The organism is Lacihabitans lacunae (assembly GCF_042649125.1).
Classification (GTDB): domain Bacteria; phylum Bacteroidota; class Bacteroidia; order Cytophagales; family Spirosomataceae; genus Leadbetterella; species Leadbetterella lacunae.
This window is the reverse complement of the sequence record NZ_JBHRYQ010000001.1, coordinates 438,688-465,071: the sequence shown is the minus strand read 5'-3', so window position 1 is coordinate 465,071 and position 26,384 is coordinate 438,688. Positions and strand designations below refer to the sequence as shown.

The following is a 26,384-nucleotide window of genomic DNA, read 5'->3' as shown; positions in this document are numbered from 1 at the left end:
ATGCGATGAAAGCAATGTTGAACTTAACCTTCGGTAGTTTTTCACCACTTTTGCCCGCTATGGGTTTTTCGTTATGTTAGATTTTGATTTTATTAGTAGTGCATTTCGGGTTTTAATGTCTTAAGTGTTTTATTTGCTGTTTTTTACTCAATAGTTACTCATTTATTTTTTCCTGTGGACATAGATTCCCTTACCCAAGCTCATTTTTGAGTTGAGGAATTTAGAGTAGCCCACATTTCCTGATAAAAACTAGGTGGCCCTCGATAATCAAAGCTCAAGATGGTTCTTAAAGTGCCTTTTTTGCAGCATGGGCAAGGACGCACTTTCTGCGTTTTGGCTTCTGCTGGCTTGGATTTTGAGCTTAGTTTTTCTTGTAAGTTCTTTAGTTTTTCGCGTTTCCAAGTACTGCTGAGTATCCCGTAGTGCCGTATTCTTACCAGCCTTTTTGGTAAAATATGTTGGCTAAACCGTCTCGTAAACTCAACATGGCTCAGGGGCATTTCCTTTTTCTGGGCTCCAGTTTTGTAGTCTTTGTAGCTTATAGTTACCGTTTTATCGTCTATACTTTTTATTCGGTGGTTACTTATGGCTACCTTGTGAGAATACCTACCTAGGTACTCTACCACTGATTTTGGGCTGCCGAACGGCCGCTTTGCATATACTATCCAGTTCTTAGCAAACAAGCTATCATAAAAGCAGCGACCTAGGTTAAGTTTCTTTTTGAGAATAGCTACATATTTTGCTCTAAATACCTTACCTAGTGCTTTTACAGGGTACAAAAACTTGCCTTTAGCTTTGGTAAGTCGCCAGTTTCCGGCATCATCTACGCCACCACCGGGTATTATGCAATGTAAATGAGGATGTAAGCTCAAGTTTTGGCCCCAAGTGTGCAGTACGGCTACCATACCGTTTTTTATGCCTTTATCGGTAGGTGTGTTGAGGTGTCTCGGATCTTTGCCAAAGGCTTGAATCGTTTGCCAAGTGGCCTCAAAAAGACTGTCATAAACCATTTTTGGCTCATACATTGCCAGCTGATTCAGCTCACTGGGTAAGGTAAATACAACATGAAAATATGGCACTGGTAATAAGTCCACCTCCCTGGCCTTTATCCATTGCTCACGCTTTTCGCCTTGACATTTTGGGCAGTGTCGGTTTCGACAACTGTTATAGCTGATACTGATATTACCGCAACCATCGCAAGCGTCTATATGGCCGCCCAAGGCTGCTGTCCGACATCTTCGAATAGCCGAAAGCGTGCGTAGTTGCCAAGTATTTAGGCCTAATTGTTCAATGTTTGCACCCAATCGGTCTAATACATCGGCTACCTCGTACTTGGCGTGCATCTCGCTGGGCTACAAGCGGCAAACAAAGTATCAAGCGGACTAAATGGCTTAATACGCCCACTTTGAGCTACATGGAGGTAAATCATCGTAGTTTCTATTCGCTCGTGTCCCAAGAGACTCTTCAATGTCATAATATCCGTACCGTCCTCAAGGAGGTGAGTGGCATAAGTATGTCTTAATGTATGCACGTTTATGTGCTTTAGTATACCTGCTTTTTTTGCAGCTGAACTAACTGCCCATTGTACACCTTTTTGACTATATCTACTATCAAAGTCTCCACCTTTTCTATTTTCTACCGGTTGTCCATTAAATAGCCAATCAGATGGATTTTCTGCTGATATATAAGCCTTTATACCTCTGATTAAGTGCTCACTTAGCGGAACATATCTGTCTTTTTTCCCCTTCCCTTGTTGCACATGAAGCATTTTACGGTCAAAATCTAAGTCTCGAAGGCGGACATTGCGTGATTCAAAACAGCGAAGGCCACAGCCATAAAGTAAACCTATTAAGATTTTATGTTTCAGTAAATCAGGGGCTTGAAGAAGTCGCCACATTTCTTCTTTACTCAATACAGAGGGTAGTTTTTTACTAGCCTTTATGCTAGGAAGACCAGCGTCGATTGGTTTTATTCCTTCTATTTTAAAGAGCATTCTGTGTCCATAAACGGTATACTTAAAGTAACTTTCAGAAGGCGTATTGTGCTCATGTTTAACTAGATTCAAATAATCAGTAAGTTGATCTTCATCAAGTTCAGTTGGTAGACAATTAAAGTATAAGGCTAGTTTAGCAAGATGCCGAATGTAGTTAAAATAAGTACTGCGACTTCTACCCAAAATAGAAAGTTTTTTCTCAAATTTTTGGGATAATTCTAAGAAGCCCGTAACTTTCATTTGGGCTTGTACAATTAGTGTATGAAGGCCTAAGTACTCAGGCTTTTTTTGGTGTCATAAGTATAAATATTTAATGATTAAAATCTTATATATAAATCAATATCATGCCAAAAACTACCGAAGGTTTAGTTCAACAGCACCTACCCAAAAGTGGCGGTTCAGTGGTTAAATCAAGCTTTGTGTTTAATCAAAGTTTGGTTCTCCGCATCAACATTTGTGGTGAAAATCGCCACCTTCGCCAAGCCCGAAAACGTTGGCAGCAAGCCTAAAAAAGACACGACACACAGATTATGAGTGCTGAAATATTGACAATTACACCGACTTCAGGAAATGCTCCAGAGATTCATTTTGGAGAGCATTTTAGACATCCGCTATGGATAAAATTTGTCAATAATGATTCTGAAAAATGGTTAGGTTGTTTTTCGAGTGATTATCCGAGTGTTTTAAATAAAGTGCTTGTTGATAAAGAAAATAAATCAGCTTTTGTTGTGTCGGGCGGAATCGGATATTTAGTTGATATTAACAACAGGATTATTAAGCACAAAACAGAAGACCATCCTATGATTGGAAGTTTGATTCAGACAAATGACCCAGACTATTTTATAGCAGGGACTTTTTATAGTATTTACGTATTTGATACTGATAAATTAATCAAAGAGATTACACCTAACATGACTATTGATGGGATTTACTTTAAAAGTCAAATCGGTAGAAAAGTAACAGGTGATTTAGCCTCAGTTGAGAATCAGTATGAATCCAATTTAGATTTTGAATTTGATTTGGATACATTTGAATTGACATTGAATCAAAAGGTGATTCGTAAGGATTATAAGGTTTTTGAAACTATAAGAGTTGTTGATAAGGATTGGACTCAAAAGCCAAATATTATTAAGAGATTGATTGATAAACTAAAAAAATAAAAAAGGCCAGCTGCCAACACGTGGTATAAAAAACTGCCGGGAGTTGCACAAATTGCAGGTTCATCACTCGCACCAACACTCGTGTAGCTTGATAAAGAATTCGCCCGCAATCGGCAGCTTCTCATACCACCACCGTTGGCGGTCATTATAAAAGACACGGAATATGAAAGACATTGAACTAATATTAGAACAAACCAGTGACTCATACACTTGGACTAATGAACTGCTGAAAACAATACCCTTTGACAAATGGGATGTTTGCCCAGACGTAATTAAATCTACCCTGAACTGGCAGGCTGGTCATTTAATTATGAGCCACTATTTCCATTCCATTATGGTCATCAAAGGACATCAAATGGACATCATAAAAAGAATTCCAATGAAAGAGTATGATGAATATTTTACAAATGGTGGCCCAGAATTAACAATTGGAAAGGTAGATTCAAAGACCTTGTTTGAACAATTGGACTTTATTCAACAAAGCTCCTTAGCTCTCATTCAGAACTTAAAATCCGAAGATTTATATCAACCTCTTGAACCTAGTCCAGTTCCTCATCCCATAGCAAAAAACAAATTGGAAGCCTTGGACTGGAATGTTAAACATACCATGTATCACTGCGGACAAATTGGAATTCTAAAAAGAATTGTTGCTGAAAGACACGACTTTGGTTTAAAAAAATAAAATGATATGAGATATTTAGTAGCAAGTCTCCTTGTTCTAATTAATAGTTTGAGTTTTGCACAGAACATCAACCAGTCTAACATTATGTTAGAAAAAATGTATCAAAAGGGTGCAGTAAACGAAAGATTGTTTGATGAAGAATCTGTCTTAATGATAGATTACCAACCCACAATAATTGGGGCTTTCGCAATAAAAAGCTACATAGATAGTTTATTAACGCACAATACTTTTTCGGATATTCGATTCAAATCTTTAGAGACATATCTATATAAAGATGTAGTCATAGATATTGGAAATCTTGATTGGGAAAGAAATAATAATAGAGAAAGAGGTAAGTATTGGAATGTTTGGAAACTTATTGAAAAAGATGTCTATGTATTGCAAAGTCATTCCTTTGGATTTTATCATAAAGCAATCAGCCCGGAGTTACTTCGATTCCAAATTGAAACGGATTCATTCAATACTCCCATTCAGGATAATTTTGAGTTAATGGCTTACAATGCCCTAATGGAAAAAGCCGTAAAAAAAAGAGATGGGGTACTCAGAGCCGAATTTTTCACTGAAGATGCTTCTTTTTTCCCTTTTGAAGAGACCCCAAAAATCACAAAGAAAGTCTTATTGCCTTATCTTATCCAATACAATAGTGGAGATGTAACTATTAAGGAAATAAATGTTTTTACAATTGATTATGAAAAATTAGAGGATGGTTTCATAGAGTATAATGGCTTTAACGTTAATTGGCAGGCAGGAAACTTTCAAGGAAAAACTACAGGCAAAGGTATCAGGATATGGAAAAGACAAGCTGATGGTTCATTGAAAATTTTTAGAGAAATAGGGCTACATGACTTATAGTTTCCTCAAATTTTATTTATTTTTTTCAAAATCATAACTATGGTGAGACCCATAATATTGATGCTTTTCGTTTTTGGACTTGAAATGAATAGTTCAATAGCTTGTTCCGTCTTATATTATGTAGATTCTACAACTGGAAAAGTATATGTGGTAAACAATGAAGATTATTGGTATGATGTAAATGCCTTTATTAAAATTGAACCCAAATCAAAAAAACAATTGGCTCGCCTCTGGTATGGGTGGGATAAGTTTGCCCAAGGTGGTGTAAACGAAGCAGGTTTATTTTTTGATGCAGCGGTAGCACCAGAGCAACCAAAAATAAATGGCTATGGAAATCCAAAAAGTAATTTGGGAGACGATATTCTCGCAAATTGCAAAACAATAGAAGATGCTTTAGCTTATTTAGAGAAAAGAAAAATTGCTCTAACAAAAAGCCATATGATGTTTGGTGATAAGTCGGGCAAAGCGGTAATAGTTGAATGGGTAAATGGAGAAAAAAAATTACATTGGGTAAATGACAACAAACTAATAATGACCAACTACTTACTTTCAGACACGAGTGCTGGAAATTATCCCTGCTATCGTTATGAATCCATTAAGCAAAATTTAGAAAAACTTAAAGCATCTGGAGAAGAAGTCAACCTTTTAAAAGTTGGGAATACTATTGGACAAGCCGTTCAACCCCCAAAAGCAGACGAAAATAATCAAGTTGGAGGAACAGTTTATACTTCATTCATTAATCTAACAGATATGGAGTTTGTGCTTTCTTATAAACTCAGTAATAAAAATGTGGTGAAGCTAAATTTGAACGAAGAATTTTTAAAAGACAAAGGACATAAAATCAAATTAATCGATAAATAACGAACCGCCAACATCACCTATACGCAAGCAGTTTTTTTTTAATTCGTAGGACAGGAAAGTGCTAAATTTGAAGTTCAGTTCTTCGTAGGAAGTTCAGTGGTTAAAATCCCAGCCTGCGTATAGGTGAAAAACGTTAGCGGATATTTTGAGAAAAAATCGCGTAAAAATAGAATTTTTTGAAGAATGAAGTTACAATATAGAATAATTAGTTATTTGATAATGTTAATCATTTATTGGTTTTCAACTTCATTATTAATTTCATTAGACGGAATATTAAAAATTAATAAGGTTTTCATAACATTAGGTTTCGGTTTTAGCATAATAAATATTCTTTACTCATTTCTCATAACAAAATGGAACACAACTTTTAATATTTTACTATCAATTTTTATCGCTATTGTATCGCTATTTTTAGCTCTGAAATTTGGCGATTTACATATATTCTCAAAATACGATCCATACGATATTCTAACTTCAATAATTAGTAATGCAATATTTTCTATTATATTTTGGGAAATTGCATATCAGTTAAAAATAAATCACAATAGAAAAAATGAATAACTTCCTGAAAATAATTGAAAATAGAAAATTAGCATTTAAGATTTCTTTTTTCTACGTGTTACTCGGAACTTTATCAGTTTGTTCTATTTATCCAAAAGATTTGTTTTATGGAGAATGGTCATTATATGGTTTAATAATTACATTTCCTGTTTCAATAATTAGCTTTGGTTATAGATATGCAGAATCTGATTTATTGTATCCAGTTTTTATTATTCAATTAGTAATGTTTATTTTAAGTTTTTTCGTTTTAAGTTTAGTATTAAAAGATAAAAACAATAAATAAAAAAAACATCCGCTAACAGCTAAGCTTTCGTCGTGTCCGCAGGACATGCGATGAAAGCAATCGGGCCGCTTAGGTAGGATTGAACTTAACCTTCGCACTAGGCGTGCCCATAGTCTTTCACCGTTTCAATTATATGGATTTTTCGGCATGTTGTGTTTAGATTTTAGGCGTAGTTCATTTTTGTTTTATACAAAAAAACAATTTAAATAAAATAGACTCAAAGGCTAACCTCCACCCTTGCCCCTGAATAATCTTAGGGAAACGACTCCCCTGCTTACTGCACGGAGACACCTCAGACTTTCACCCTTTGGATTATCCATTATTTGGATTTATATTCGCCATTCAAGGCACACACAAAGTGTATGTGTTCATGTCGGGCAAAAGTCCGCCACGCCACATACACAAACCGTTGGCTGTCATTGTAAGAAGACCCTCTATAAACAAAGCTTTTGTAGTTAGTTGAAAACTTTTAAGTGATACAAATCAGACAAGAGCCACTTAATAACAAAATAGAATTAATAAAAACATAAAATTGGACAAATATGAATAGACCAGAAGAAGTTGAATACAATCCTTATTTTCAAGACTACATCAACTTGGTAGAATTAGGCGATTTTCATACTATATTCAAACAAAATACTCTTAAAACGATTGACTTTTTTAGCTCGATTCCAAACGAAAAACACGACTATAAATATGCAGACAATAAATGGACAATAAAAGAAGTCTTGATGCACATTATTGACACCGAAAGAGTATTTGCTTACAGAACTCTTGTTTGTTTGAGAGGAGACAGCAAAACACCATTACATAGTATGGACGACAACCTATATGCGTCAAATATAGTAGTTACAGATAGGTCTATAGAAAGTTTGCTTGAAGAGTTTAAAATTGTCAGAGCAAATTCTAATGTTCTTTTTGAAAATGTTTCAGAAGAACAAAGTAAATTTTTAGGAAATGGTGTAACACATAATTTTAGTGCAAGAGCTTTAGGACTTATTATGATAGGGCACATATCACATCATATACGAATTATTAGAGAAAGATATTTATAAATACTTATAAAATATATAGACAGAAAAACAACGAACAGCCAACATGGGTTTGGCAAAAGTGGGGCTTTAATGCTTAATTGAACATTTGTACTTTCTATTAGCTTTTGTGCTAAATTTAAACTTTAGTACTTTTTAATCCCCACCTTCGCCAAGCCCAAAAAGTTATGGGCAATTAAAAAAACACAATTAATGAATAGACAAAAACTTAAAATAAAAAATGAATAATTATTTATTTCTTGGAGCAATTGTTATTGGTTTAACAACCTCTTGTTCAAATTCAACCAAATCGAATAACACTGACAAAGCAACCAGCCAGACTGTAGCAATAAATGATACCTTTGAAACGACTAAAAATATGATTACTCAAAAAATAACTCCTTCAATTTGGGTAGAAACAACTGATGCTAAAGCAGTTGCCGACTATTATCTTTCAATATTTAAAGATGGTAAACTAAAAGAACATCACAAATACCAAAACCCACTAGAAGCTGGAGGCGGAAATTTTGAAACAGCGATTATTGAAATTGCTGGTATGGAATTTAGTATTTTGGCAGCAGGTCCATTTCAAAAATTTAATGAATCAGTGTCTTTTGTTATCAACACAAAAGACCAAGACGAAACAGATTACTATTGGAATGCTTTAACAACAAACGGTGGACAAGAAAGTTCTTGCGGTTGGTGTAAAGACAAGTATGGTTTATCGTGGCAAGTTGTTCCTGTTGAATATTTTGACTTAATAAACAATGACGACCCTAAAGTCAGAGAGAAGGCCATGAAAAACACCTTGCAGCAAAATAAAATAATACTATCAGAACTGAAATAAAAACTGCCCACAGTCGAATAAACGGCCGTAGGCCGTAAAGCCTACGGTACGCTTCTGGTTCGCCAGCCCGGTCACACCACTGTACGTACGGCACTAGGCGTGCCTGTCTTTATATGGTGGACTTGGCGTCCCCATTCACTGAATCTCTGGTTGCAAGCGTTGATAATACTACAACATACTTTCGTAACCACGTAATCTTAGCTTTTCAAGCGTGATAGTAGTCTTTAGAATAGGGCTTTGAGCTGCCGGGCACGCCTAGTGCACCCTCCCATTCTTGTACGACCGCACGGGCGGCCCCGTCCACCGATATGCTTGAATTTGATTCACTCCAAGCCTAATAAGGTTCTTTCGCTTACGTTCAGGCTTTTTCCAGACTAGGCGTCTCCATCCGTCCAAATACAATACCTCAACCTATTTCTTAACCACTCATCAAGTGCTTTGAATTTTCCGTGAATATCCCGTAAAAACGGGACAGGCATTTCTCAATCGGTTTTATTCACCCATCCTCTGTAAACTTCTTTGATTTTGGCTAGTCGCAGGTCAAAACTGTATGGTTTGATTTTCTTGGTGGCTGCCTTTAGCTTACGTTTTAAACTTTGCCAGCTGCTTTCTTTTACTACAAGTTGGTATTTGCCTTTATCTCCCTTTTTGTAAGTAGGCACAAAAGCATGACCCAAAAGCTCAAAATTAGAAGGTCGACGAATACCGCTTTTTGCCTTATTGAAGAGCCTCCACCATTGCCTCCTACTTAGCTTAGGGTAACGACTCCCTTGCTTACGGGACGGTCCCCCCCAGTCTTTCACCCTTTGGATTATCCATTTTTTGGATTTATATTCGCCATTCAAGGCACACACATTGTATATGAGCAATAGCGGGTAAAGTGGTAAAATCAAGGTTTGTGCATTTAATAAACTTTGGTGGTGGCGGACAGGTAATCGCCTTGAAATCCGCTACTGCTCTTATACTTGACCGTTAGTCAGAATTATAACGAACATACAGACAATGATAAAAAACATTTTAACCCTCGCAATAGTATCGATTATATTCTCGAGTTGTGCTTCCCGCAAATATGTGAATTACCTAAAAACAAATGTAGAAATTGTAGAAATGAAAGACTCACTACAATTTACAAGCTTAAACACAGATTTCTACAATAATGATTTGTTTTTTGTGGGAGAAATTCATGAAGTAAAAACATCTCCAAGAATTGATTTTGCATTGTTTACGCAACTAAATGAAAAAGTAAATATTGAGTTATACCTTGCAGAAATGGATATTGCCCAAGCATATTATTTGCAAAAGTATATTGAAGGCTCAAACGAAATGGAATTAAAAGACATTTTAAAAAATTGGGTGGTTTACATAGGAAGTATTTCCGACCAATATCGAAATAAATGGGTTAAATTAAGAGAATATTATGCACAATTACCTGAAAAATCTAAATTTCAAATCGTTGGATTAGACAAAATTGCTGATTACACCTTGTTGAGAAAACTTGTCGAAGAAAAAATACCTGAACAGTTTCTAACCGAATTACCAACAGATGACGAAAAATGGAGTGTTTGGTCATCAAAAAATTTAGATAAAATAATAAAATCAGGGTTATCAGAAAATAACGAAATATCCATACTTAAAGACATACAATTCAATATATCAACCAACTCAAAAATCAAATCTCGAGACAAATTTATGTTTGAAAACTTTAAAAGGTACTACCTCGAAAAAGAATGGAAAAATAAAAAAATATATGGTGGATTTGGTTTTGCCCATACTTTACAAGCATATGACTACACTCTAGCGGGTCGAATTAAAAAAGATACATTATTACCGTACAAAAATAAAATGGTAAGTATGAATGCACTTTATGTTAACTCACGATTAACTGTTCAAAGTGCTGCTCTTCCAAAATTTTTACAAGATAAAGGCAAAGATTTTACGAGATTTAAATTTTCATACGATAATAGATTATTTATGTACATTAAAGGAATTGCTGATTATAAAAAAGTGACAAGACCAAATACCATTAGTTTAATAAAACTTGACTCAAAAGACTCGCCTTATTTGTACTCTGCAAGAGGAACAAAAACCAAAAGATTAATACCAATTTGGGAAGGATTTGATATTATTGAAGGTACATCAACAACCGACTATGCACAATATGTTTTTTTCGTTAGAAATGCTGATTGGATTGTACCTGATGAAAAATAACTATGCATAATCGAGTAGACGGCCGTAGGCCGTAAAGCCTACGGTACGCCTCTGGTTCGCCAGCCCGGTCACACCACCGTACGTACGGCACTAGGCGTGCCCGTCTTTATACGGCGGACTTGGCGTCCCCGTTCACTGAATCTCTGGTTGCAAGCGTTGATAATACTCCAACATACTTTCGTAACCACGTAATCTTAGCTTTTCAAGCGTGATAGTAGTCTTTAGAATAGGGCTTTGAGCTGCCGGGCACGCCTAGTGCACCCTCCCATCCTTGTACGACCGCACGGGCGGCCCCGTCCACCGATATGCTTGAATTTGGTTCACTCCAAGCCTAATAAGGTTCTTTCGCTTACGTTCAAGCTTTTTCCAGACTATGCGTCTCCATCCGTCCAAATACAATACCTCAACCTGTTTCTTAACCATTCGTCAAGAGCTTTGAGTTTTCCGTGAATGCTCGCCAATCGGTAGTTGTTCACCCATCCTCTATAAACTTCTTTGATTTTGGCTAGTCGCAGGTCAAAACTGTATGGTTTGATTTTCTTGGTGGCTGCCTTTAGCTTGCGTTTTAAACTTTGCCAGCTGCTTTCTTTTACTACAAGTTGGTATTTGCCTTTCTCTCCCTTTTTGTAAGTAGGCACAAAAGCATGACCCAAAAGCTCAAAATTAGAAGGTCGACGTATGCCACTTTTTGCCTTATTAGCAAGCCTCCAACCTTGCCACTTGCATATCTTAAAGTAACGACGCTCTTGTTTACGGAACTAAAACGCACCAGTCTTTCACCCTTTGGATTATCCATTATTTGGATTTATATTCGCCATTCAAGGCACACACAATGTATATAAAAAATAGCGGGAAAAGTGCTAAAACGAAAGTATAAACATAAAATAAAGGTCGGTGCTAAACCGAAAAGTTAGGGCGTAAAATCCCCAACTGCTCATACACGAGACCGTTGGGTGCTACTGAATAAAACCGACTAACAATCATTTTTAAAATATTTCCAAATTTTGTTTCATTCTAACTTTAAATTGCATGAAAAAAATAATCGCCTCCGCTCTTTTGTTCTTTTTACCTATAGCTGTTTTTTCTCAGGCTTGTGGTAGTATTTCTGGTACTTCTACGCCAAACACAGCAAGTAACTCAAATAAATATTGGGTAAAAGTGTATTATCACATCGTAAGGACTTCAAGTCATACGGGGGGATATGCCCCCTCTTTGCTATGCAATATTACCTCAAAGCTAAATCAAGATTTTAACCAATACGGCATATATTTCGTATCTAATGGGTCTGACTTTGTAGACAATGACTCCTACTTTAATTTGGGGGCAGGCACAAGCCCATACTCAGCAAATGTCAATAACGTAATTAACATTTATTTGTTAAATTCTTATACAGGCACGAATCCAACTTTTGCTGGATGTGCTCAAGATATTCCATCATCAGCTTTTTGGATTGTGAACTCCGCAATTAATGATGCAGTTAGTCATGAAATGGGACATTGCTTGGGTCTTTATCACACACATCGAGGCAATCCATTAGGACCTAGTCCTGAAACTGGAACAGGTAGCTGTATGGAGAATATTAATGGTTCAAATTGCACAACTTGTGGAGATAAAATTTGCGATACACCAGCTTCTCCCAACCTTATTTTAGGAGCCGTAGATGCTAATTGTAACTATTTGAACCCCTCTGGTTGGACACAAAATGGGGTTATCTACAATCCCGACACACGAAATATTATGTCTTATTCACCTTGCAAAACAAGGTTTTCGACACAGCAAGTTTATGCCATGAAAAATAGGTTGGTTGGGGCGAGTGAGGTTGTAAGTTTGGCTTTCCCCACAGTCAATGGTAGTAATAATGTGTGTAGCTCTTCTAATTTTAGTTGTTCCAATTTGGTGGCTGGCTATACTGTTATTGGATGGACAAGTTCCAATACTGCTGTGGCTACTATCAACTCGGGTGGAGTGCTAACCAAAGTTAGTGATGGCTTGGTAACGATTACTGCCACCATTGCTCAAGGCTGCTCCTACTATTACGCCTCTAAGGTGGTGTTTGTAGGTGTGCCAAGTATGCTGACTGGAACATACAGCTACGGTACTTTTACCTATCCTATCAGCAATCCATCTACTGGCATATCTGTTTCGAGTAGTACACCCAATATTTATATAAATTTACTACAAACCGACCCTAATGCTTCTTTTAATTGGGCAACTGTATCGAGTGGGGGAACTTCTACTTTTTCTTTTAATGCTGGAAATGCAAGTCTTAATTTGTCGGCAGGGGCTTATCGAAACATATCCTGCTATGTCAGCAACATTTGTGGCAATAGTCCAACCACTACTTTCAACTGCTATAATTATAGTAGAAGTTTTAGCCTTACTGCTTTTCCCAACCCTGCAAGTACAGATTTGAGTATATCTGCCGATGAAGTGATTTCTGAGCAAGAGGCTCTCGATTTAATCAAAACTCAACAACTACTTATCACCGACGATATTAAGAAAGTTGACCTTTCGCTATATGGCAAAAACGGACTGATAGCATTGAAAGGGAAATTCACAGACAAAAAAGTTAAATTTGATGTGCAGAAAGTACCTAATGGAACTTATTTTCTTCATGTTGGAGATGATGCCAATAAAGTAATCAAACAAATCATAATTCAACACTAAAGTCATGAGAACAGTCAAATTTATTTTATTATTTATCTTGACGGGGGTAAGTTGTAAGAAAACAGAGATAATAACGCAAACACTAATACCTTGCGACTGTAAAGGCTTGCCAATAATTATTGAGCGAAAAGGAGTAAAAGGAATAATTATGTTTCCTAATAACCCTAAAGACTCTTACGGTATATTAATACCAGAATTTGGTGGCGGTGATATTAGCCCTTATTTTAGTGTTTGTAATGACTCAATATTTACTAATCTAATCAAAATAAAAAAAATAGCCGATAGTACGATTGTAAAAGTTGATGGTGGTGTCATAGATAGAGATGCTCCCTGCCCTAATAAAATGGCATTTAGAATTTCAAATTTGGAGAAGGTGAAATAAGCCTTTTTAGGGAAGTTATCTATATACCGAATAAAAGCAGCAGCACCCAACCGAGTAGACGGCCGTAGGCCATAAAGCCTACGGTACGCCTCTGGTTCGCCAGCCCGGTCACACCACCGTACGTACGGCACTAGGCGTGCCCGTCTTTATACGGCGGACTTGGCGTCCCCGTTCACTGAATCTCTGGTTGCAAGCGTTGATAATACTCCAACATACTTTCGTAACCACGTAATCTTAGCTTTTCAAGCGTGATAGTAGTCTTTAGAATAGGGCTTTGAGCTGCCGGGCACGCCCAGTGCACCCTCCCATTCTTGTACGACCTCACGGGCGGCCCCGTCCACCGATATGCCTGAATTTGGTTCACTCCAAGCCTAATAAGGTTCTTTCGCTTACGTTCAAGCTTTTTCCAGACTAGGCGTCCCCATCCGTCCAAATACAATACCTCAACCTATTTCTTAACCACTCATCAAGTGCTTTGAGTTTTCCGTGAATATCCCGTAAAAACGGGACAGGCATTGCTCAATCGGTTTTATTCACCCATCCAATATAAACTTCTTTGATTTTGGCTAGTCGCAGGTCAAAACTGTATGGTTTGGTTTTCTTGGTGGCTGCCTTTAGCTTGCGTTTTAAACTTTGCCAGCTGCTTTCTTTTACTACAAGTTGGTATTTGCCTTTCTCTCCCTTTTTGGAAGTAGGCACAAAAGCATGGCCCAAAAGCTCAAAATTAGAAGGTCTTCGTATGCCATTTTTTGCCTTATTAGCAAGCCTCCAACCTTGCCACTTGCATATCTTAAAGTAACGAAGCTCTTGCTTGCGGACCGAGACGCCCCAGACTTTCACCCTTTGGATTATCCATTATTTGGATTTAAATTCGCCATTGAAGGCACACACACGCGGTATAATGCATGCAGGTTTCAGAGGTTTTCGAAGGTTTGTGGCACGCAAAAAAGGTCGGTGTAAACTGATATGAAATCGCTTCGTTGTCCCGCATGGTACTATAACATAAACCGTGTGTGTAATTTAAAAAACTACAAAAAACAATAGATTTACAGACTGTTAATATAATCCCTAAAAAATTATTTGATTTAATTACCAAGAATTGGTAATTTCGAAAAAAAATAATCAAATGGGAAAAAATACATCTATATCATTAGGAGACCACTTCGAGGACTTTATTAGTACTTCGATTGCGACAGGAAAATATAGTTCTGCAAGTGAGGTCGTTCGTACGGCGTTAAGATTATTGGAATCAGAAGAAAGTAAACTTAAAGAATTAAGAAATGCATTGGTTGAGGGAGAAAATAGCCAAATGATTGAAAATTTTGATGCACAAAAACATCTTGACGACTTACACCGGAAATATTTATGATTCAACCATATCGTATAAGCGAAAAAGCTATAAATGATTTAGAAAAAATTTGGCTTTATACATATAAAAAATGGTCAAAAGTGCAAGCTGACAGATACCATAATCTGATAATTGATGAAATTGAATTTATGGTAAACAATTTCAATTTAAGCCGTAAAATAGACTATATCCGAGAAGGTTATAGAATGACAAAAGTAAAATCACATTTAATATTTGCTAAAAAATCAGCAGACAATGTAATCGAGATTGTAAGGATTCTACATCAAAAAATGGACATTGAAAATAGGCTTAAAGATTAAAATAAAAACTGTTTACAACAGCTAAGCTTTCGTCGTGTCCGCAGGACATGCGATGAAAGCAATGTTGAACTTAACCTTCGGTAGTTTTTCACCACTTTTGCCCGCTATGGGTTTTTCGTTATGTTAGATTTTGATTTTATTAGTAGTGCATTTCGGGTTTTAATGTCTTAAGTGTTTTATTTGCTGTTTTTTACTCAATAGTTACTCATTTATTTTTTCCTGTGGACATAGATTCCCTTACCCAAGCTCATTTTTGAGTTGAGGAATTTATAGTAGCCCACATTTCCTGATAAAAACTAGGTGGCCCTCGATAATCAAAGCTCAAGATGGTTCTTAAAGTGCCTTTTTTGCAGCCGGACGGCGTTCCGCATGAACAAGGCCGCACTTTTTCCGGTATATGTAGTTAAATTTTGAAAGTCAAAAAAGAATAGCTTTTGACAATAAAAAGTCCCCTAAAATCTATCATTGAATAAATAACCAGAACGCTAAAGAAGTAAAAAAATCCCATAGGTAGGCTTCTAATCTAAGTTACCCCAACAAATATCGAAGCAGCTTTGTCGATTGGATTTGTTGATGACTTATTGCGGGTTAAAATAATTTGCATAAATTGAACCCTAAACGCACACCCGCAATAACTCGGGAATACTTGAATGTTGTGTGTGATTTAAAGAAAAATGAATAAGCCAGAGAAAATTAATGTAATTGCCCTGATACCAGAACTTGACAAGAAGCTTTTCAAGTTGTTGGAAGGGTTATCAGCTGAAGATTGGGAAAAACAAACAATCGCTCCAAAATGGAAAGTGAAAGATGTTGCTGTCCACTTACTAGACGGGAATTTGAGAACACTTTCAATGCTACGTGATGAATATTATGGCGAAAAACCTGAAAATATTAACTCATATCAAGATTTAATAGATTTCTTAAATAGACTAAATGCTGATTGGGTCAAAGCGACTAAAAGACTCAGCCCAAAAGTCATAATTGATTTACTAAAGTCTTCGGGAAAAGAATATTGCGATTTCTTAGCCACCTTAAACCTCAACGATAAAGCTGAATTCTCAGTAGCTTGGGCAGGAGAGAATGAATCAAAAAATTGGTTTCACATTGCAAGGGAATACACCGAAAAATGGCATCATCAACAACAGATTAGACTGGCCGTTGGTGACGAACAAAAGTTACTTGAAGCAAAATGGTACTTACCATATTTAGATACTTCAGTTAGAGCCCTTCCCCATCATTATCGAAATGTAAAAGGAGAAGCTAAGGATTTAATAAAATTTACTTTTATAGGAAAAACAGAAAAAAGTTGGTTTCTATACTATGAAAATGGTTGGGAACTATTAACCTCTATTAATGCTAAACCTAAAAGTGAAGTAAGAATCGGATTTGAACATGCTTGGAAAATATTCACAAAAGGAATGACAAGGAAAGAAGCCATTGAATCATCTGAAATAATCGGTGAGAAAAGACTTGGTGAGAAAATATTCGATATGATTGCTGTATTGGCATAGAAAAAATAAAACCATAAACTATCGAGTATCTCGACCCACCAAAAAACAAAATAGGCTGGGGCTCTAACACTACCGTAAGTACGGGTTTCGTATACGTGTCAGTCTTTCACCCCTTGGATTATCCATTTTATGGATTTATATGGCATATTCATGGGTTTTGTAAAAGTGAAGCATTTGTGCAAACTTGAACATTTTTTTATATATTTGATATAGGTGATGATGTTAACATTTGTGCCTCTATTTTTCTATCATCGCAAAACCCCAAAACGTTGTAAAGAATGGTGGCTTCATACATTGTAAAATACTCTCAAATAAAATTTATAGATTTGCATAAAGACTAAAATTATGAATATTCAGGCCGAAAAATTAGAGATAATGAAATTGGTTTTAGAAACTAATAATCCAAACATTTTGGAATCAATAAAAGCACTTTTTAATCCCAATAAAACCGGGGATTTTTGGACAAATCTTTCTAAAGACCAAAAGGATGATATTATACTAGGCATCAATGAAATAGAAAATGGAGAAGTTGTGGATTACGAAGATTTTATGCAGAAACATAGATAATGAGGATAATAAAATTATCCAAGAGAGCGTCAAAAAAACCTTGATAAACTACTTGAATATCTTGAAACAGAATGGTCTTTGAAAGTTAAATTAGAATTTATAAAAAAACTAGACAAATCGCTTAATCAAATTCAAAAATACCCAGAAAGCTGTCAAAAAACTGATTTTTTAAAAGGGCTGTATATGCTTGTTGTTACGAAGCAAACTTCTGTATTTTATCGGTTTGATTCAAAAACTATTAATATTGTGACAATTTATGACAATAGGATGAACCCTCAAAAATTGAAAGAGGAAACCAAGTAAACCACCCTTTACAACAGCTATGCGTTAGTCGTGGCCAACAGCCAAGCGATGAAAGTAATCGGGCCGCGAAGGATAGAGCTTAACCTTTGTTAGTTTCTCGTCATATTGCGATCAGATTTTAAGTGTAGTTCATTTTTGTTTTGAGTGGCTTTTTTGCTTCTAATACAATACTTTACTTTAAAATCCTCATTTTGAGATTCTTTCAGACATTTCATCTACTCTACAATAGCTCCATAATTACAACTTTCAAGTTTCTCTCAAGACAAATACATAAATAAAATATCATGATAATGGCTAATAAAACACAACAACCACTTCCTTATCTACCCTTAAATTTCCTTTAAAAAGACTTGATTTAACCTTTTTATTCATGATTCATTGTGGTTAATAAAAATTGGCTGCATTTAAATTGAAATGCATATTTAATAATGCTCCAATTGCTATAAATTAGATGCAGGATTTTAGTGATGCTGACCGATATTCGAACATATGAACATGGAGCTATGAATAAACAAAATAAAAAATTATGGTATTTGGCGGCAATAGGCATCTTGTCTTATATGGTTGCTGACATCATTCACGAAGTAATAGGACACGGAGGAACTAGTTTGATTACTGGAAATAAAATTGAGCTTTTGACGATGGTCTATTTTAAAAGTTCCCCAGGAAATATTTTGGTAGACATCGGCGGTCCAATAGCAAATTTGTTTTTTGGTGGCTTGTCATATTATATGTTAACCAAATCATCTTTTGCCCAGCTATTTTTATTTCAAGTAACAGCGTATAATTTATTCTGGTTTTCAGGAACAATTCTACATTCGGCAATAAGCCATACTGGCGATTGGACATTTGCAATGAAAGAGCTTTTAAGCGAACCGTACAGCAAAATTTTATTAATTTCAGCAGGTATCTTATTTTACATGATGATCCTACGCATCTTGAATTATTATCTAAGTTTGGACACTAATGAACAACAAACCGAGCCTTTAACAAAACATAACATTCTCTATTCATTTATATTTGCTGCTCTCGGATCCTTTGTGGCAGGCCTATTTTATGCCACCGACAGGCTACATTCTGGATTAGAAGGCTTACTCGAAATGGCGGCCTCATTACCCATTCTTTTTTTAAAATTTAGAAAAAACACAATAGACAAAACATACCAATTCAGACAAAATTATTATGTGGAACTAGCCGTGTTTATACTTTACATAGCTTTTTGTTTGACGCTTGGTAAAGGAATAACTAATTGAAAATAAAAGTAGCATTAACTTGATTTTGCTTTTGGGGCTCTCTCCCCTTTGCAGCATAAAAATCATTTATCTAAATTTAGTCCTAAAACGCAGAATCAAAAAATAGGTAAACCCATGGCAAAACTTTTAATCACTTTTTTGACCTTCATTTTATTTGCAAACACTAGCATTGCTCAAAAGTCCGGTATTCCCAAAATAGAAAAAGTTTACCTCGACCAAACGGACTCCTCAAAAAACTGTTATACGGTCATTTACCCACCCAAACTTCCTTGGCGGGGCTACCTATTTTTACTCCCGGGTTTTGGTGAAACGGCGGAGCGGGTTATGCAACAAACCGATTTGCCCACTAAATTAGCCTCAAATGGCATATTGACTATCATTCCCACTTTTCAAGATGGCGTTTTATCGTTTGGCGTGGACAGTCTCACGCAGCAAAGTTTCAATCGAATACTCAAAGACGTAAGGGTGAAACACCCGCTTACAGACCTTAGATTTTATGTAGGTGGTTATTCCATAGGCGGTAGCTGCACCCTCAAATATACTGAAAACGCACCCACAAAACCCACGGCCATTTTTGCCATAGACCCACCGTTAGACTTCGAAAGGGTTTACAACTCAGCAAAGCGAGACATTCGCCTTTCAAAAGAAAGTGAACCCAACCCAGAAAACATATATATTATCGAAAGGCTCGAGAAAGAAACCGGTGGAAGTCCAGCGGATTATCTATCCGAATATTATAAGTTTTCGCCGTATTCGTTTTCAGACACTACCCAAACAGCTATAAAAAAGTTAAGTAAAATGCCTTTGCGAATTTACACCGAACCGGATATCAATTGGTGGATGAAAGAACGCAGAGCCGACTATACCAGCATGAACGCAACGGAGTGCTCGGCCCTGATAAACGAACTAAATAGACTCGGAAATACCAAGGCAACGCTCATCACAACCCAAAACAAGGGATACCGAAAACCCGACAACAGCAGACACCCGCACTCCTGGAGTATTGTGGACAACGACGAACTAATAAAATGGTTACTCGCTCAAAAATGAAACTAAGAAGCTACATAATCTTATTTTAATCTATTCTTCTGAGCATTTAATCGGGCACATTTTTAAACTTGCTTGTTATTTATTTAAAGTCCAAAAAAAAGAAAGGCCGATTTACTCTAAGGATTTCAAAAACAAATTAATAAATTTGACCTCACTGAAGTGTCAATTTGATCGCTTTTTATAATCGAAATTTCTCAGCCCAAAGTGTAAAAGCATACTTTAACTACTTAAAACATAATGCAAAACTTATTATTTGACTTTATCTCAAAGTACATCACGCTAAATGAAGACGAGAAAAATGCGATCGTTTCTTTGGATATATTTCGCTCGGTAAAAAAAGGAATGATTTTGCTCAACGAAGGTCAAAAAACAAAAAACAGCTACTTTGTTTTAAAAGGCTGCATAAGAACCTATTATGTGATAGAGGGTGAAGAAAAAACCACTGCTTTTTATACAGAAATGGACGCATTGACGCCTAACTGTGTAATCAACAAAACACCTTCAGAATATTTCATTTCTTGTGTGGAAGACAGCATAGTTTTAGTTTCAGATTCTGACATGGAAGTAGAAATAAACACCAAATTCCCAAAGTTTGATGTCATGTGCAGAAAATTGTCGGAAGAGTTGCTAGCTAAAAAACAAGTAGACTTTGACGCCTTCAAAACCTCATCGCCCGAGCAGCGATACCTCAACCTGATGGAAAAAAGGCCTGACCTTATCCAGCGTGTGCCTCAACACCAACTCGCGAGTTTTTTAGGAATGAAACCACAATCTTTAAGCCGCATACGGGCAAGAATCGTTGAAAAAAGCAAAGACTAAGTTCTTTTCTTAACTTAAGTGAACGAGTTACAGTAGCTCCCCAAACTACTTTTGCAGCATCGATTAACATTAACAGTAAAGAAATGCAAAAGAAAATAATAGCCCTGAGTTTGGTCTTACTGATGGCAAGTTTGCTACAACTAAAAGCTCAACATCCCAAGTCAGACAGCACCTACAAAAAATGGTTTGTAGGCAGTACCTTTTTAATGCTGGGAAATTTTATTCCGGATGACCCCAATCCCCCAAAATTTGTCCAAATAAACATTGGCTACAGGTTTAGCCCCAAAGATGCCGTTTCCTTTGAGTTTAAAAAATCCATCTATACCTGGCCTTTGGGTATTCCTTGGGGGCCATCTTTTGATGCACCGGGTCTCAACTATCCGGGGCATGTTCGTATACTTGCCCCTACGGTGGCTTACCAGCATTTTTGGTGGAAAGGTGTGTACACATCCGCTCATGCACTAAATGCCTTTGAAAAATTTCTGGATGAGGACAACAAAAAGATTGGAAATGGCTACACCTTATACATGACCTACCGATTGGGTTACCAAATAAAACTGCTTAAAAACCGCTTCTTTATAGAGCCTTCTATTGGGTTTACACATTGGCCAGTCCGGACCAATGTGCCGGCGGCATTTAAGGCCGTAGAAAGCAAATGGCCCAAATACTTTGGCTATGAGCCGGGGCTTCACTTTGGTTTTAACTTTTAAGCATAAGCAAGCGAATAAGCCAAACTACCCAATCAAGCTCGATTTTTTTTTAGAAGTAAAATCAAAATCCGTGGATATACGCACCATTGGTAAAAATGGTACTAAATGACAAAAAAGGTTTTTCTTAACTTAAGTGAACGAGTTTAAGCTCGGTAGCCAAATACTTTTGTCACATCAGATAACAACAAATAGGAAAGATATGAAGAAGAAAATTTTATGGTACGCTTTTATTTTAACGATAACAAATGCACCAAATATAAAAGCACAATATACAAAAGCAGACAGCACCTACAAGCGTTGGTACTTAGGAAGTACGGTATTTTTATTGGGTAATTTGGCCCCTACAAATCCCCCTGACTTTGCTCAGCTGAATATCGGCTACCGACTAAGCGGCAAAGATGTGCTTATTTTAGAGCCCAAAACCTGGAAATATGCATGGCCCAATGGCATTCATCCATTTTTTAATAATTCATACGGAAAGCCGGAAGAAAAATTCCCCGGATACGTGCGTGAGTTTGGCCTTTCTGTGGCATATCAGCATTTTTTGCACAAAGGATTATATACTGAACTCAATGTTATGCCTACTTTACAGAAATTCATGAATGACGAAGGCGATAAAATTGGGAATGGTTTTCAGGTTTTTAACACCTACCGGGTTGGGTACCACATTAAACTATTCAAAGACAGGTTTTTCTTACAGCCATCGTTAGCCATTACGCACCGGGCTTATCACACCAAATTGCCAGATGGTTTTAAACAACTAGACGATAAATGGCCCAAATTCATCATAGGAGAACCGGGCTTTCACTTTGGCTTTAATCTTTAATTAATTCACTATGAACACGCAAAAAACACCTCAAAACACATTGGAAGACATCAAAGTCAACATAAAACTGAAGCTTGCTGCCTTTTGGGCGAGCTTCATGTTTCTGTATATCTATGTGGATCACTTCGCATTATATATGCCCAAAAAGATAGCAGGAATCATACAAGGAAAAGTGTTTGTTTTTGATATTTCACAGGGCTTTCTTTTGGCTGCACTCGTCTCAGTGAGCATTCCTGCCCTGATGATTTTCCTTTCTGCTGCCCTACCTGCCAAGATTAATCGCGGGTTAAATATCACAATTGCCACAATTTTAGTTCCATATTCTTTGTTTAATTTGGCCGGAGAGGCATGGCTGCACATGCTTTATGGTGCCGTAGTTGAAGTTATCATTCTTTGCTTAATAATCTATAATGCTTGGAAATGGCCCCGGGTGGAGATTTGAAATTAAATAGAAAGTCTCTTGAGAAAATATATTTTTTAATAATATAGAAAGGTAGGTTTACTCAAAGGAAGTTAAAAACAAAGTGAATAACTTCAAACCGAATAACTCTTTTAAAAGTGGTCAAGTGTTTGTTCTTTCAGGTACTAGGAAGGGTTAAAATAAAGCTTACAAAAAACAAACAGAAATAAAAATATGAAACGACAACTTTATATTATTCTTGCATTAAGCATTCTTCACTTTAACGCATGTGATTCTTCAAAAACTGAAGCAAACAAAATAGAAACAGCTCAGGGAATAAATAAAAAAGTCCTGATTCACACTTTTTTGCTAATTTAGCTCTGTATTTAAATAAAAGGCTTCGTTTTATATTCAAAACCAACAGAACAAAGCCCAAACCAATAGCCCTAATACGGAAAACATCATGAACTTACATCATTTAAAAGAACGAGCAGATCAGTCTGAGGATCTAAAGCTAAAAAACCTTTTGGACCAATTGAGATCCTTAATACAAGAATTAAATCAAAGAAGACTACCGAAAGACGTAATTGATCATATAAATCATGATGTTGATGAAATAAATGCCTCTCCACTTACTGGCTCGGCTCTTCGAAAACTGGTAAAACAAAAGCAGAATCAAATATTAAAACTACTGGAAAAACAACTCAAATTGGTTACAAAAAGATATTACCAGACCCTTTGGATGGTGCTTGGGATGTCTGTTTTTGGCGTTCCAATCGGGGTGGTGATGGGCTCAGTAATAAAAAACATGGGCATGATTGGTGTTGGCTTTCCAATCGGCATGGGAATAGGAATAGCCGTTGGAAGTGTTTTAGACAAAAAAGCCGCTGAAGAAGGTAGACAACTCAATTTTGAGTCTAAATTTTAAGTTTATCAATTTATTGAAAAACGCTAAAGTTATCTAAAAACTGTTTCAAGTCTAAAGCCCTTTATGGCAATTAAATAAATGAAATCTATTTACCTAGTTTTTATTCTAAGCGTTTTTCTGAAAACCCAAACTGCTATCGCTCAAATTTTTAGTGGATTACCTGAAAACGCCTCTGAAAAAGTAAAGAAATGGGCCGTGGTTTTTGATTTTGATGACGACAGCTGCTACCCCGCCCCTGCCCTTTCGAGCGATGGTAGAAAAAACGGAGGACTTAAACCTACAGGATTAAAAACCGGAGATTGCAGAGAAAGCGAACAGTTCCTAAACGCAAACACGTTTTGTAGAACAAAAGCTATTACAAAAAACGGCAATACGTATGAAGTAATCATGTATTCTTTATACTTCGAAAAAGACCAATATGCCGCTTGGACACCCACCGAACTAAAGGGTTCACACAGGCACGACTGGGAATACGCCTCTGTGTGGCTAACTAATGGAAAACTCACACACGCCACCTACAGTGCACATGGCAAAGACGGTGAAACAAAACACGTGAGCACCTTATATTTTGACCGTGGCATGGAAAATCATGTGAAAATAGTCTACCATCAAGATGGCTTTACGACACATTGCATGCGTTTTGCAAAAAAAGACGAGAAAGCCAAAAATCAATTCAAAAAATGGGTAACCCCAAAATTGGTGCAATGGGACCTCATGAGCGACCAACAGCGAAAGCTACTTTCTGAAGATTGGGGGCGTGCAAACCCACCAACGATAGACAAAAACTTTTATAAAGAAATAGGAAAATACTTGCCGCCTAACTACCCGGAAAGAGCTGAATGGGAAAAATAAGATTAAAATAAAAATCCCAAGCATTTGCCCTAAAAAACTCTTGAAAAATGAAACAGATATTCCTCAATTTACCCGTTAATGACCTGTTGGTTTCAAGTGTATTCTATACGGCATTGGGCTTTAAAAACGAACCTTTATTTTCTGGTGAAAATCAAAATTGCATGGTTTGGAGCGACCAAATTTATGTTATGCTGCAAACCAAAGCTTTTTTTGGTTCTGGAAATAATAAAATTACGGCAGCCACACACACCCACGCATCGGCTAGTTTTACACTACCTGTAGAAAGCCTTGATAAGGTAAATCAAATGGTAGAAAGTGGTCTAAAATCAGGCGGAAAAGAACCAATCCCGATGCAAGACTTAGGTTTTATGCAAATTAGAACCTTAGAAGACCCAGACGGCCACACGTGGGGAATCATTCACCTTGACATTGAGGAATTTAAAGTTTTTAAAGAAATATAATGAAATGGTAGGCCAAAAATACCAGAAACCATCATCCAAATAATCCATGAATTACAATTTAAACAATGACTGAACTAGAGCAGTATATAAAATCATATTTTGGCGTAGTGGACGCGGATGACCTCAAAACGATTGTTTCGATGTTTAAAATGTCAATAGTAAAGAAAAATGACGTTCATTTGAAAGCAGGCAGACAATGCAACAAACTAAGTTTTGTGCAATCTGGATTATTGAGAATGTTTGTTGACATAGATGGCAAAGAAATCAACCAATGGATTTCTAAAAAGGGATATTTCTCAGCTGATTTGGCAAGTTTTGCATTTGAAAATCCCTCAAAACTTACCATTCAGGCTTTGGTAGACACCGAAGTTTTTTAGTTTTCAGATTTCAAAGCCCTTTATTTCATAAAAAACAAATGAATTTGAAGGCTTGCCTATATTATTCTTCTCTTTTTAGGTTTCCAAAACTGATTTTGCATTGAGTTTTTAGGAAAATTTACTTGAACCTCTATATGTTGAAGAGGAAATCGTCTTAAATACTATTCATTTTTGATTCGAAAATACCTTCCAATATCTTTATTTCCTTTTTGTATTTCAGGTCCGTTCTTTTGGCAAAATATAAGGTATTTTCGGTTTTTACTTTCCCTTCCCAAACCAACTTAATTTCGCTTTTAGCCAATCCTTCTTGACATAAAAAATCTGGAACCAAGGCTAATCCGCTACCATTGCTCAAACACCTGATTATGGAGCCGATATTTGGCAAAATATAGTTGGGTTTAAAAGCAGGTCTATTTCCGAAATTTTCAAACCAAAACCGTCTGAAATGCTCCATTTCGTTAGAGGCACTGTACCAAACCTCGTGCTGCAATTCCTTTTCTAACCCCTTCCAATCATTGTTGGAAAGATGTTTTTCTAATTTTGAGCAATCAGTATCTATGCCGGCCACCAATATAATCCGTTCTTTTGAAAAAGGCGTGTATACCGCCAAAGACTTTCGGTCAGTGTGTGCCCTTGGCGTAATTACCAAATCCAAAAGTCCGTTGTTTAAATCTTTGATTAAATCTGTATGCACCCCAAATTTGGCCACCAAATCAAAATTCAACTTGGGTATTTCGGCTTCTATAATGTGCTGAAACATTTCGGAGCACATGCCAATATTTACCGATGGCTTTTTGTCTTGTGTAGTTTTCTTAAAATGCTGCTCCGCTATCTCGAGTTTATCTATAGATTCTATAATATATTCATACAAAAACTTACCTTCCTCCGTCGGAATCATTTTCCGAGAGGTACGCTCAAAAAGTTTTTTACTTACATACGCCTCCAAGGCATTTAGATGTACACTGACTCCGGGTTGTGAGCTATATAACACATCGGCAGCCTTTGTTAAAGTGCCATTTATATATATTTCTTTAAACGTCCTGTACCATTCTAGATTTACCATACTATTAAAATTATAATACAAAACTATGATTTATATTATTTTTACAATAACAAAAACTAAAATACTTTT

32 protein-coding genes and 1 pseudogene are annotated in these 26,384 nt (G+C 36.5%); 27 read left to right on the top strand and 6 right to left on the bottom strand.

All coding sequences use genetic code 11. From position 1 onward, the window contains the following. Positions 1–200: 200 nt before the first annotated feature. Positions 201–1,343 carry an IS91 family transposase gene (locus tag ACFOOI_RS01880; protein ID WP_379834379.1) on the bottom strand — a complete coding sequence of 381 codons (1,143 nt, stop codon included), beginning with the start codon at positions 1,341–1,343 and terminating at the stop codon, positions 201–203. Then, positions 1,322–2,233, bottom strand: a complete 912-nt coding sequence (locus ACFOOI_RS01875; protein ID WP_379834377.1) for a tyrosine-type recombinase/integrase — start codon at positions 2,231–2,233, stop codon at positions 1,322–1,324. The genes ACFOOI_RS01880 and ACFOOI_RS01875 overlap by 22 nt, the downstream gene beginning before the upstream one ends. Before the next feature lie 104 nt (positions 2,234–2,337). On the opposite strand from ACFOOI_RS01875, the gene ACFOOI_RS01870 reads away from it, so the two are divergent. The 8 genes from ACFOOI_RS01870 to ACFOOI_RS01835 all read left to right on the top strand — a co-directional run bounded on the left by ACFOOI_RS01870 (position 2,338) and on the right by ACFOOI_RS01835 (position 8,270). Then, complete coding sequence (locus ACFOOI_RS01870) at positions 2,338–2,502, top strand: hypothetical protein (protein ID WP_379834375.1); 165 nt, start codon at positions 2,338–2,340, stop codon at positions 2,500–2,502. A 21-nt stretch (positions 2,503–2,523) separates the two neighbouring features. Further along, entirely contained in the window at positions 2,524–3,153 is a 630-nt protein-coding gene (locus ACFOOI_RS01865; protein WP_379834373.1) for a hypothetical protein, read from the top strand. 163 nt (positions 3,154–3,316) lie between these two features. Then, on the top strand, positions 3,317–3,835 hold the full coding sequence (locus ACFOOI_RS01860) for a DinB family protein (RefSeq protein ID WP_379834371.1): 519 nt from the start codon (positions 3,317–3,319) through the stop codon (positions 3,833–3,835). Between the two features lie 6 nt (positions 3,836–3,841). Next, positions 3,842–4,687, top strand: coding sequence for a hypothetical protein (locus tag ACFOOI_RS01855; RefSeq protein WP_379834369.1), 846 nt, complete (start codon positions 3,842–3,844; stop codon positions 4,685–4,687). A 39-nt stretch (positions 4,688–4,726) separates the two neighbouring features. Then, positions 4,727–5,548 carry a carcinine hydrolase/isopenicillin-N N-acyltransferase family protein gene (locus tag ACFOOI_RS01850; protein ID WP_379834367.1) on the top strand — a complete coding sequence of 274 codons (822 nt, stop codon included), beginning with the start codon at positions 4,727–4,729 and terminating at the stop codon, positions 5,546–5,548. A 553-nt stretch (positions 5,549–6,101) separates the two neighbouring features. Beyond that, the gene (locus ACFOOI_RS01845) at positions 6,102–6,392 is read left to right on the top strand and encodes a hypothetical protein (RefSeq protein WP_379834365.1); all 291 of its coding nucleotides are present in this window, start codon (positions 6,102–6,104) and stop codon (positions 6,390–6,392) included. Between the two features lie 542 nt (positions 6,393–6,934). Then, on the top strand, positions 6,935–7,447 hold the full coding sequence (locus ACFOOI_RS01840) for a DinB family protein (RefSeq protein WP_379834363.1): 513 nt from the start codon (positions 6,935–6,937) through the stop codon (positions 7,445–7,447). Positions 7,448–7,664: 217 nt separating this feature from the next. Continuing rightward, the gene (locus tag ACFOOI_RS01835) at positions 7,665–8,270 is read left to right on the top strand and encodes a VOC family protein (RefSeq protein ID WP_379834361.1); all 606 of its coding nucleotides are present in this window, start codon (positions 7,665–7,667) and stop codon (positions 8,268–8,270) included. Between the two features lie 482 nt (positions 8,271–8,752). On the opposite strand, the gene ACFOOI_RS01830 is transcribed toward ACFOOI_RS01835, so the two are convergent. Beyond that, positions 8,753–9,163, bottom strand: a complete 411-nt coding sequence (locus ACFOOI_RS01830) for a hypothetical protein (protein WP_379834359.1) — start codon at positions 9,161–9,163, stop codon at positions 8,753–8,755. 109 nt (positions 9,164–9,272) lie between these two features. Here ACFOOI_RS01830 and ACFOOI_RS01825 point away from each other — a divergent pair, with 109 nt between their 5' ends. After that, on the top strand, positions 9,273–10,478 hold the full coding sequence (locus tag ACFOOI_RS01825; protein ID WP_379834357.1) for a hypothetical protein: 1,206 nt from the start codon (positions 9,273–9,275) through the stop codon (positions 10,476–10,478). Between the two features lie 371 nt (positions 10,479–10,849). Here ACFOOI_RS01825 and ACFOOI_RS01820 read toward each other — a convergent pair whose 3' ends face one another. Beyond that, positions 10,850–11,131, bottom strand: a complete 282-nt coding sequence (locus tag ACFOOI_RS01820; protein ID WP_379834355.1) for a group II intron maturase-specific domain-containing protein — start codon at positions 11,129–11,131, stop codon at positions 10,850–10,852. Positions 11,132–11,507: 376 nt separating this feature from the next. On the opposite strand from ACFOOI_RS01820, the gene ACFOOI_RS01815 reads away from it, so the two are divergent. Continuing rightward, positions 11,508–13,145: a M43 family zinc metalloprotease gene (locus ACFOOI_RS01815; protein WP_379834353.1), complete on the top strand. Its 1,638-nt coding sequence runs from the start codon at positions 11,508–11,510 to the stop codon at positions 13,143–13,145. Positions 13,146–13,149: 4 nt separating this feature from the next. Beyond that, positions 13,150–13,527, top strand: coding sequence for a hypothetical protein (locus ACFOOI_RS01810; protein ID WP_379834351.1), 378 nt, complete (start codon positions 13,150–13,152; stop codon positions 13,525–13,527). A 519-nt stretch (positions 13,528–14,046) separates the two neighbouring features. Here ACFOOI_RS01810 and ACFOOI_RS01805 read toward each other — a convergent pair. Beyond that, entirely contained in the window at positions 14,047–14,367 is a 321-nt protein-coding gene (locus tag ACFOOI_RS01805) for a hypothetical protein (protein ID WP_379834349.1), read from the bottom strand. Positions 14,368–14,653: 286 nt separating this feature from the next. Between ACFOOI_RS01805 and ACFOOI_RS01800 the strand changes: the two genes are divergently transcribed. The 16 genes and pseudogenes from ACFOOI_RS01800 (at position 14,654) to ACFOOI_RS01725 (ending at position 25,252) form a co-directional block, all read left to right on the top strand. Continuing rightward, the gene (locus tag ACFOOI_RS01800) at positions 14,654–14,896 is read left to right on the top strand and encodes a type II toxin-antitoxin system ParD family antitoxin (protein ID WP_379834347.1); all 243 of its coding nucleotides are present in this window, start codon (positions 14,654–14,656) and stop codon (positions 14,894–14,896) included. Then, complete coding sequence (locus ACFOOI_RS01795) at positions 14,893–15,195, top strand: type II toxin-antitoxin system RelE/ParE family toxin (protein WP_379834345.1); 303 nt, start codon at positions 14,893–14,895, stop codon at positions 15,193–15,195. Before ACFOOI_RS01800 ends, ACFOOI_RS01795 begins: the two co-directional genes overlap by 4 nt. 674 nt (positions 15,196–15,869) lie before the next feature. Next, positions 15,870–16,706, top strand: a complete 837-nt coding sequence (locus ACFOOI_RS01790; RefSeq protein ID WP_379834343.1) for a maleylpyruvate isomerase N-terminal domain-containing protein — start codon at positions 15,870–15,872, stop codon at positions 16,704–16,706. A gap of 345 nt (positions 16,707–17,051) precedes the next feature. After that, entirely contained in the window at positions 17,052–17,273 is a 222-nt protein-coding gene (locus ACFOOI_RS01785; protein ID WP_379834341.1) for a hypothetical protein, read from the top strand. A 42-nt stretch (positions 17,274–17,315) separates the two neighbouring features. Then, positions 17,316–17,576 (top strand): annotated as a pseudogene (locus ACFOOI_RS01780) (type II toxin-antitoxin system RelE/ParE family toxin); the annotation flags it as partial. Positions 17,577–18,079: 503 nt separating this feature from the next. Next, on the top strand, positions 18,080–18,829 hold the full coding sequence (locus tag ACFOOI_RS01775) for a hypothetical protein (protein WP_379834339.1): 750 nt from the start codon (positions 18,080–18,082) through the stop codon (positions 18,827–18,829). A 114-nt stretch (positions 18,830–18,943) separates the two neighbouring features. Beyond that, on the top strand, positions 18,944–19,879 hold the full coding sequence (locus ACFOOI_RS01770) for a hypothetical protein (RefSeq protein WP_379834337.1): 936 nt from the start codon (positions 18,944–18,946) through the stop codon (positions 19,877–19,879). Between the two features lie 237 nt (positions 19,880–20,116). Beyond that, positions 20,117–20,698, top strand: a complete 582-nt coding sequence (locus ACFOOI_RS01765) for a Crp/Fnr family transcriptional regulator (RefSeq protein ID WP_379834335.1) — start codon at positions 20,117–20,119, stop codon at positions 20,696–20,698. 83 nt (positions 20,699–20,781) lie between these two features. Next, positions 20,782–21,408, top strand: coding sequence for a hypothetical protein (locus ACFOOI_RS01760; RefSeq protein ID WP_379834333.1), 627 nt, complete (start codon positions 20,782–20,784; stop codon positions 21,406–21,408). 199 nt (positions 21,409–21,607) lie between these two features. Then, the gene (locus tag ACFOOI_RS01755; RefSeq protein ID WP_379834331.1) at positions 21,608–22,234 is read left to right on the top strand and encodes a hypothetical protein; all 627 of its coding nucleotides are present in this window, start codon (positions 21,608–21,610) and stop codon (positions 22,232–22,234) included. 10 nt (positions 22,235–22,244) lie between these two features. Beyond that, positions 22,245–22,676 (top strand): DUF6326 family protein, encoded by a 432-nt coding sequence (locus ACFOOI_RS01750; protein ID WP_379834329.1) that lies wholly within the window; start codon positions 22,245–22,247, stop codon positions 22,674–22,676. 192 nt (positions 22,677–22,868) lie between these two features. After that, entirely contained in the window at positions 22,869–23,012 is a 144-nt protein-coding gene (locus ACFOOI_RS01745; RefSeq protein WP_379834327.1) for a hypothetical protein, read from the top strand. A gap of 85 nt (positions 23,013–23,097) precedes the next feature. After that, positions 23,098–23,562 carry a hypothetical protein gene (locus ACFOOI_RS01740; protein WP_379834325.1) on the top strand — a complete coding sequence of 155 codons (465 nt, stop codon included), beginning with the start codon at positions 23,098–23,100 and terminating at the stop codon, positions 23,560–23,562. A gap of 78 nt (positions 23,563–23,640) precedes the next feature. Further along, entirely contained in the window at positions 23,641–24,414 is a 774-nt protein-coding gene (locus ACFOOI_RS01735; protein WP_379834323.1) for an NPP1 family protein, read from the top strand. A gap of 47 nt (positions 24,415–24,461) precedes the next feature. After that, on the top strand, positions 24,462–24,875 hold the full coding sequence (locus ACFOOI_RS01730) for a VOC family protein (RefSeq protein WP_379834321.1): 414 nt from the start codon (positions 24,462–24,464) through the stop codon (positions 24,873–24,875). Positions 24,876–24,940: 65 nt separating this feature from the next. Further along, entirely contained in the window at positions 24,941–25,252 is a 312-nt protein-coding gene (locus ACFOOI_RS01725) for a cyclic nucleotide-binding domain-containing protein (protein WP_379834319.1), read from the top strand. Positions 25,253–25,406: 154 nt separating this feature from the next. Here the strand turns inward: ACFOOI_RS01725 and ACFOOI_RS01720 are convergent, their stop codons facing one another. Then, positions 25,407–26,315: a LysR family transcriptional regulator gene (locus ACFOOI_RS01720; protein WP_379834316.1), complete on the bottom strand. Its 909-nt coding sequence runs from the start codon at positions 26,313–26,315 to the stop codon at positions 25,407–25,409. Positions 26,316–26,384 lie beyond the last annotated feature (69 nt).

Excerpts from the sequence above, each read along its gene's own strand:
- ACFOOI_RS01880 (WP_379834379.1), bottom strand. The coding sequence starts at position 1,343 with ATGCACGCCAAGTACGAGGTAGCCGATGTATTAGACCGATTGGGTGCA.
- ACFOOI_RS01875 (WP_379834377.1), bottom strand. The coding sequence starts at position 2,233 with ATGAAAGTTACGGGCTTCTTAGAATTATCCCAAAAATTTGAGAAAAAA.
- ACFOOI_RS01870 (WP_379834375.1), top strand. The coding sequence starts at position 2,338 with ATGCCAAAAACTACCGAAGGTTTAGTTCAACAGCACCTACCCAAAAGT.
- ACFOOI_RS01865 (WP_379834373.1), top strand. The coding sequence starts at position 2,524 with ATGAGTGCTGAAATATTGACAATTACACCGACTTCAGGAAATGCTCCA.
- ACFOOI_RS01860 (WP_379834371.1), top strand. The coding sequence starts at position 3,317 with ATGAAAGACATTGAACTAATATTAGAACAAACCAGTGACTCATACACT.
- ACFOOI_RS01855 (WP_379834369.1), top strand. The coding sequence starts at position 3,842 with ATGAGATATTTAGTAGCAAGTCTCCTTGTTCTAATTAATAGTTTGAGT.
- ACFOOI_RS01850 (WP_379834367.1), top strand. The coding sequence starts at position 4,727 with ATGGTGAGACCCATAATATTGATGCTTTTCGTTTTTGGACTTGAAATG.
- ACFOOI_RS01845 (WP_379834365.1), top strand. The coding sequence starts at position 6,102 with ATGAATAACTTCCTGAAAATAATTGAAAATAGAAAATTAGCATTTAAG.
- ACFOOI_RS01840 (WP_379834363.1), top strand. The coding sequence starts at position 6,935 with ATGAATAGACCAGAAGAAGTTGAATACAATCCTTATTTTCAAGACTAC.
- ACFOOI_RS01835 (WP_379834361.1), top strand. The coding sequence starts at position 7,665 with ATGAATAATTATTTATTTCTTGGAGCAATTGTTATTGGTTTAACAACC.
- ACFOOI_RS01825 (WP_379834357.1), top strand. The coding sequence starts at position 9,273 with ATGATAAAAAACATTTTAACCCTCGCAATAGTATCGATTATATTCTCG.
- ACFOOI_RS01815 (WP_379834353.1), top strand. The coding sequence starts at position 11,508 with ATGAAAAAAATAATCGCCTCCGCTCTTTTGTTCTTTTTACCTATAGCT.
- ACFOOI_RS01810 (WP_379834351.1), top strand. The coding sequence starts at position 13,150 with ATGAGAACAGTCAAATTTATTTTATTATTTATCTTGACGGGGGTAAGT.
- ACFOOI_RS01800 (WP_379834347.1), top strand. The coding sequence starts at position 14,654 with ATGGGAAAAAATACATCTATATCATTAGGAGACCACTTCGAGGACTTT.
- ACFOOI_RS01795 (WP_379834345.1), top strand. The coding sequence starts at position 14,893 with ATGATTCAACCATATCGTATAAGCGAAAAAGCTATAAATGATTTAGAA.
- ACFOOI_RS01790 (WP_379834343.1), top strand. The coding sequence starts at position 15,870 with ATGAATAAGCCAGAGAAAATTAATGTAATTGCCCTGATACCAGAACTT.
- ACFOOI_RS01785 (WP_379834341.1), top strand. The coding sequence starts at position 17,052 with ATGAATATTCAGGCCGAAAAATTAGAGATAATGAAATTGGTTTTAGAA.
- ACFOOI_RS01775 (WP_379834339.1), top strand. The coding sequence starts at position 18,080 with ATGAATAAACAAAATAAAAAATTATGGTATTTGGCGGCAATAGGCATC.
- ACFOOI_RS01770 (WP_379834337.1), top strand. The coding sequence starts at position 18,944 with ATGGCAAAACTTTTAATCACTTTTTTGACCTTCATTTTATTTGCAAAC.
- ACFOOI_RS01765 (WP_379834335.1), top strand. The coding sequence starts at position 20,117 with ATGCAAAACTTATTATTTGACTTTATCTCAAAGTACATCACGCTAAAT.
- ACFOOI_RS01760 (WP_379834333.1), top strand. The coding sequence starts at position 20,782 with ATGCAAAAGAAAATAATAGCCCTGAGTTTGGTCTTACTGATGGCAAGT.
- ACFOOI_RS01755 (WP_379834331.1), top strand. The coding sequence starts at position 21,608 with ATGAAGAAGAAAATTTTATGGTACGCTTTTATTTTAACGATAACAAAT.
- ACFOOI_RS01750 (WP_379834329.1), top strand. The coding sequence starts at position 22,245 with ATGAACACGCAAAAAACACCTCAAAACACATTGGAAGACATCAAAGTC.
- ACFOOI_RS01745 (WP_379834327.1), top strand. The coding sequence starts at position 22,869 with ATGAAACGACAACTTTATATTATTCTTGCATTAAGCATTCTTCACTTT.
- ACFOOI_RS01740 (WP_379834325.1), top strand. The coding sequence starts at position 23,098 with ATGAACTTACATCATTTAAAAGAACGAGCAGATCAGTCTGAGGATCTA.
- ACFOOI_RS01735 (WP_379834323.1), top strand. The coding sequence starts at position 23,641 with ATGAAATCTATTTACCTAGTTTTTATTCTAAGCGTTTTTCTGAAAACC.
- ACFOOI_RS01730 (WP_379834321.1), top strand. The coding sequence starts at position 24,462 with ATGAAACAGATATTCCTCAATTTACCCGTTAATGACCTGTTGGTTTCA.
- ACFOOI_RS01725 (WP_379834319.1), top strand. The coding sequence starts at position 24,941 with ATGACTGAACTAGAGCAGTATATAAAATCATATTTTGGCGTAGTGGAC.
- ACFOOI_RS01720 (WP_379834316.1), bottom strand. The coding sequence starts at position 26,315 with ATGGTAAATCTAGAATGGTACAGGACGTTTAAAGAAATATATATAAAT.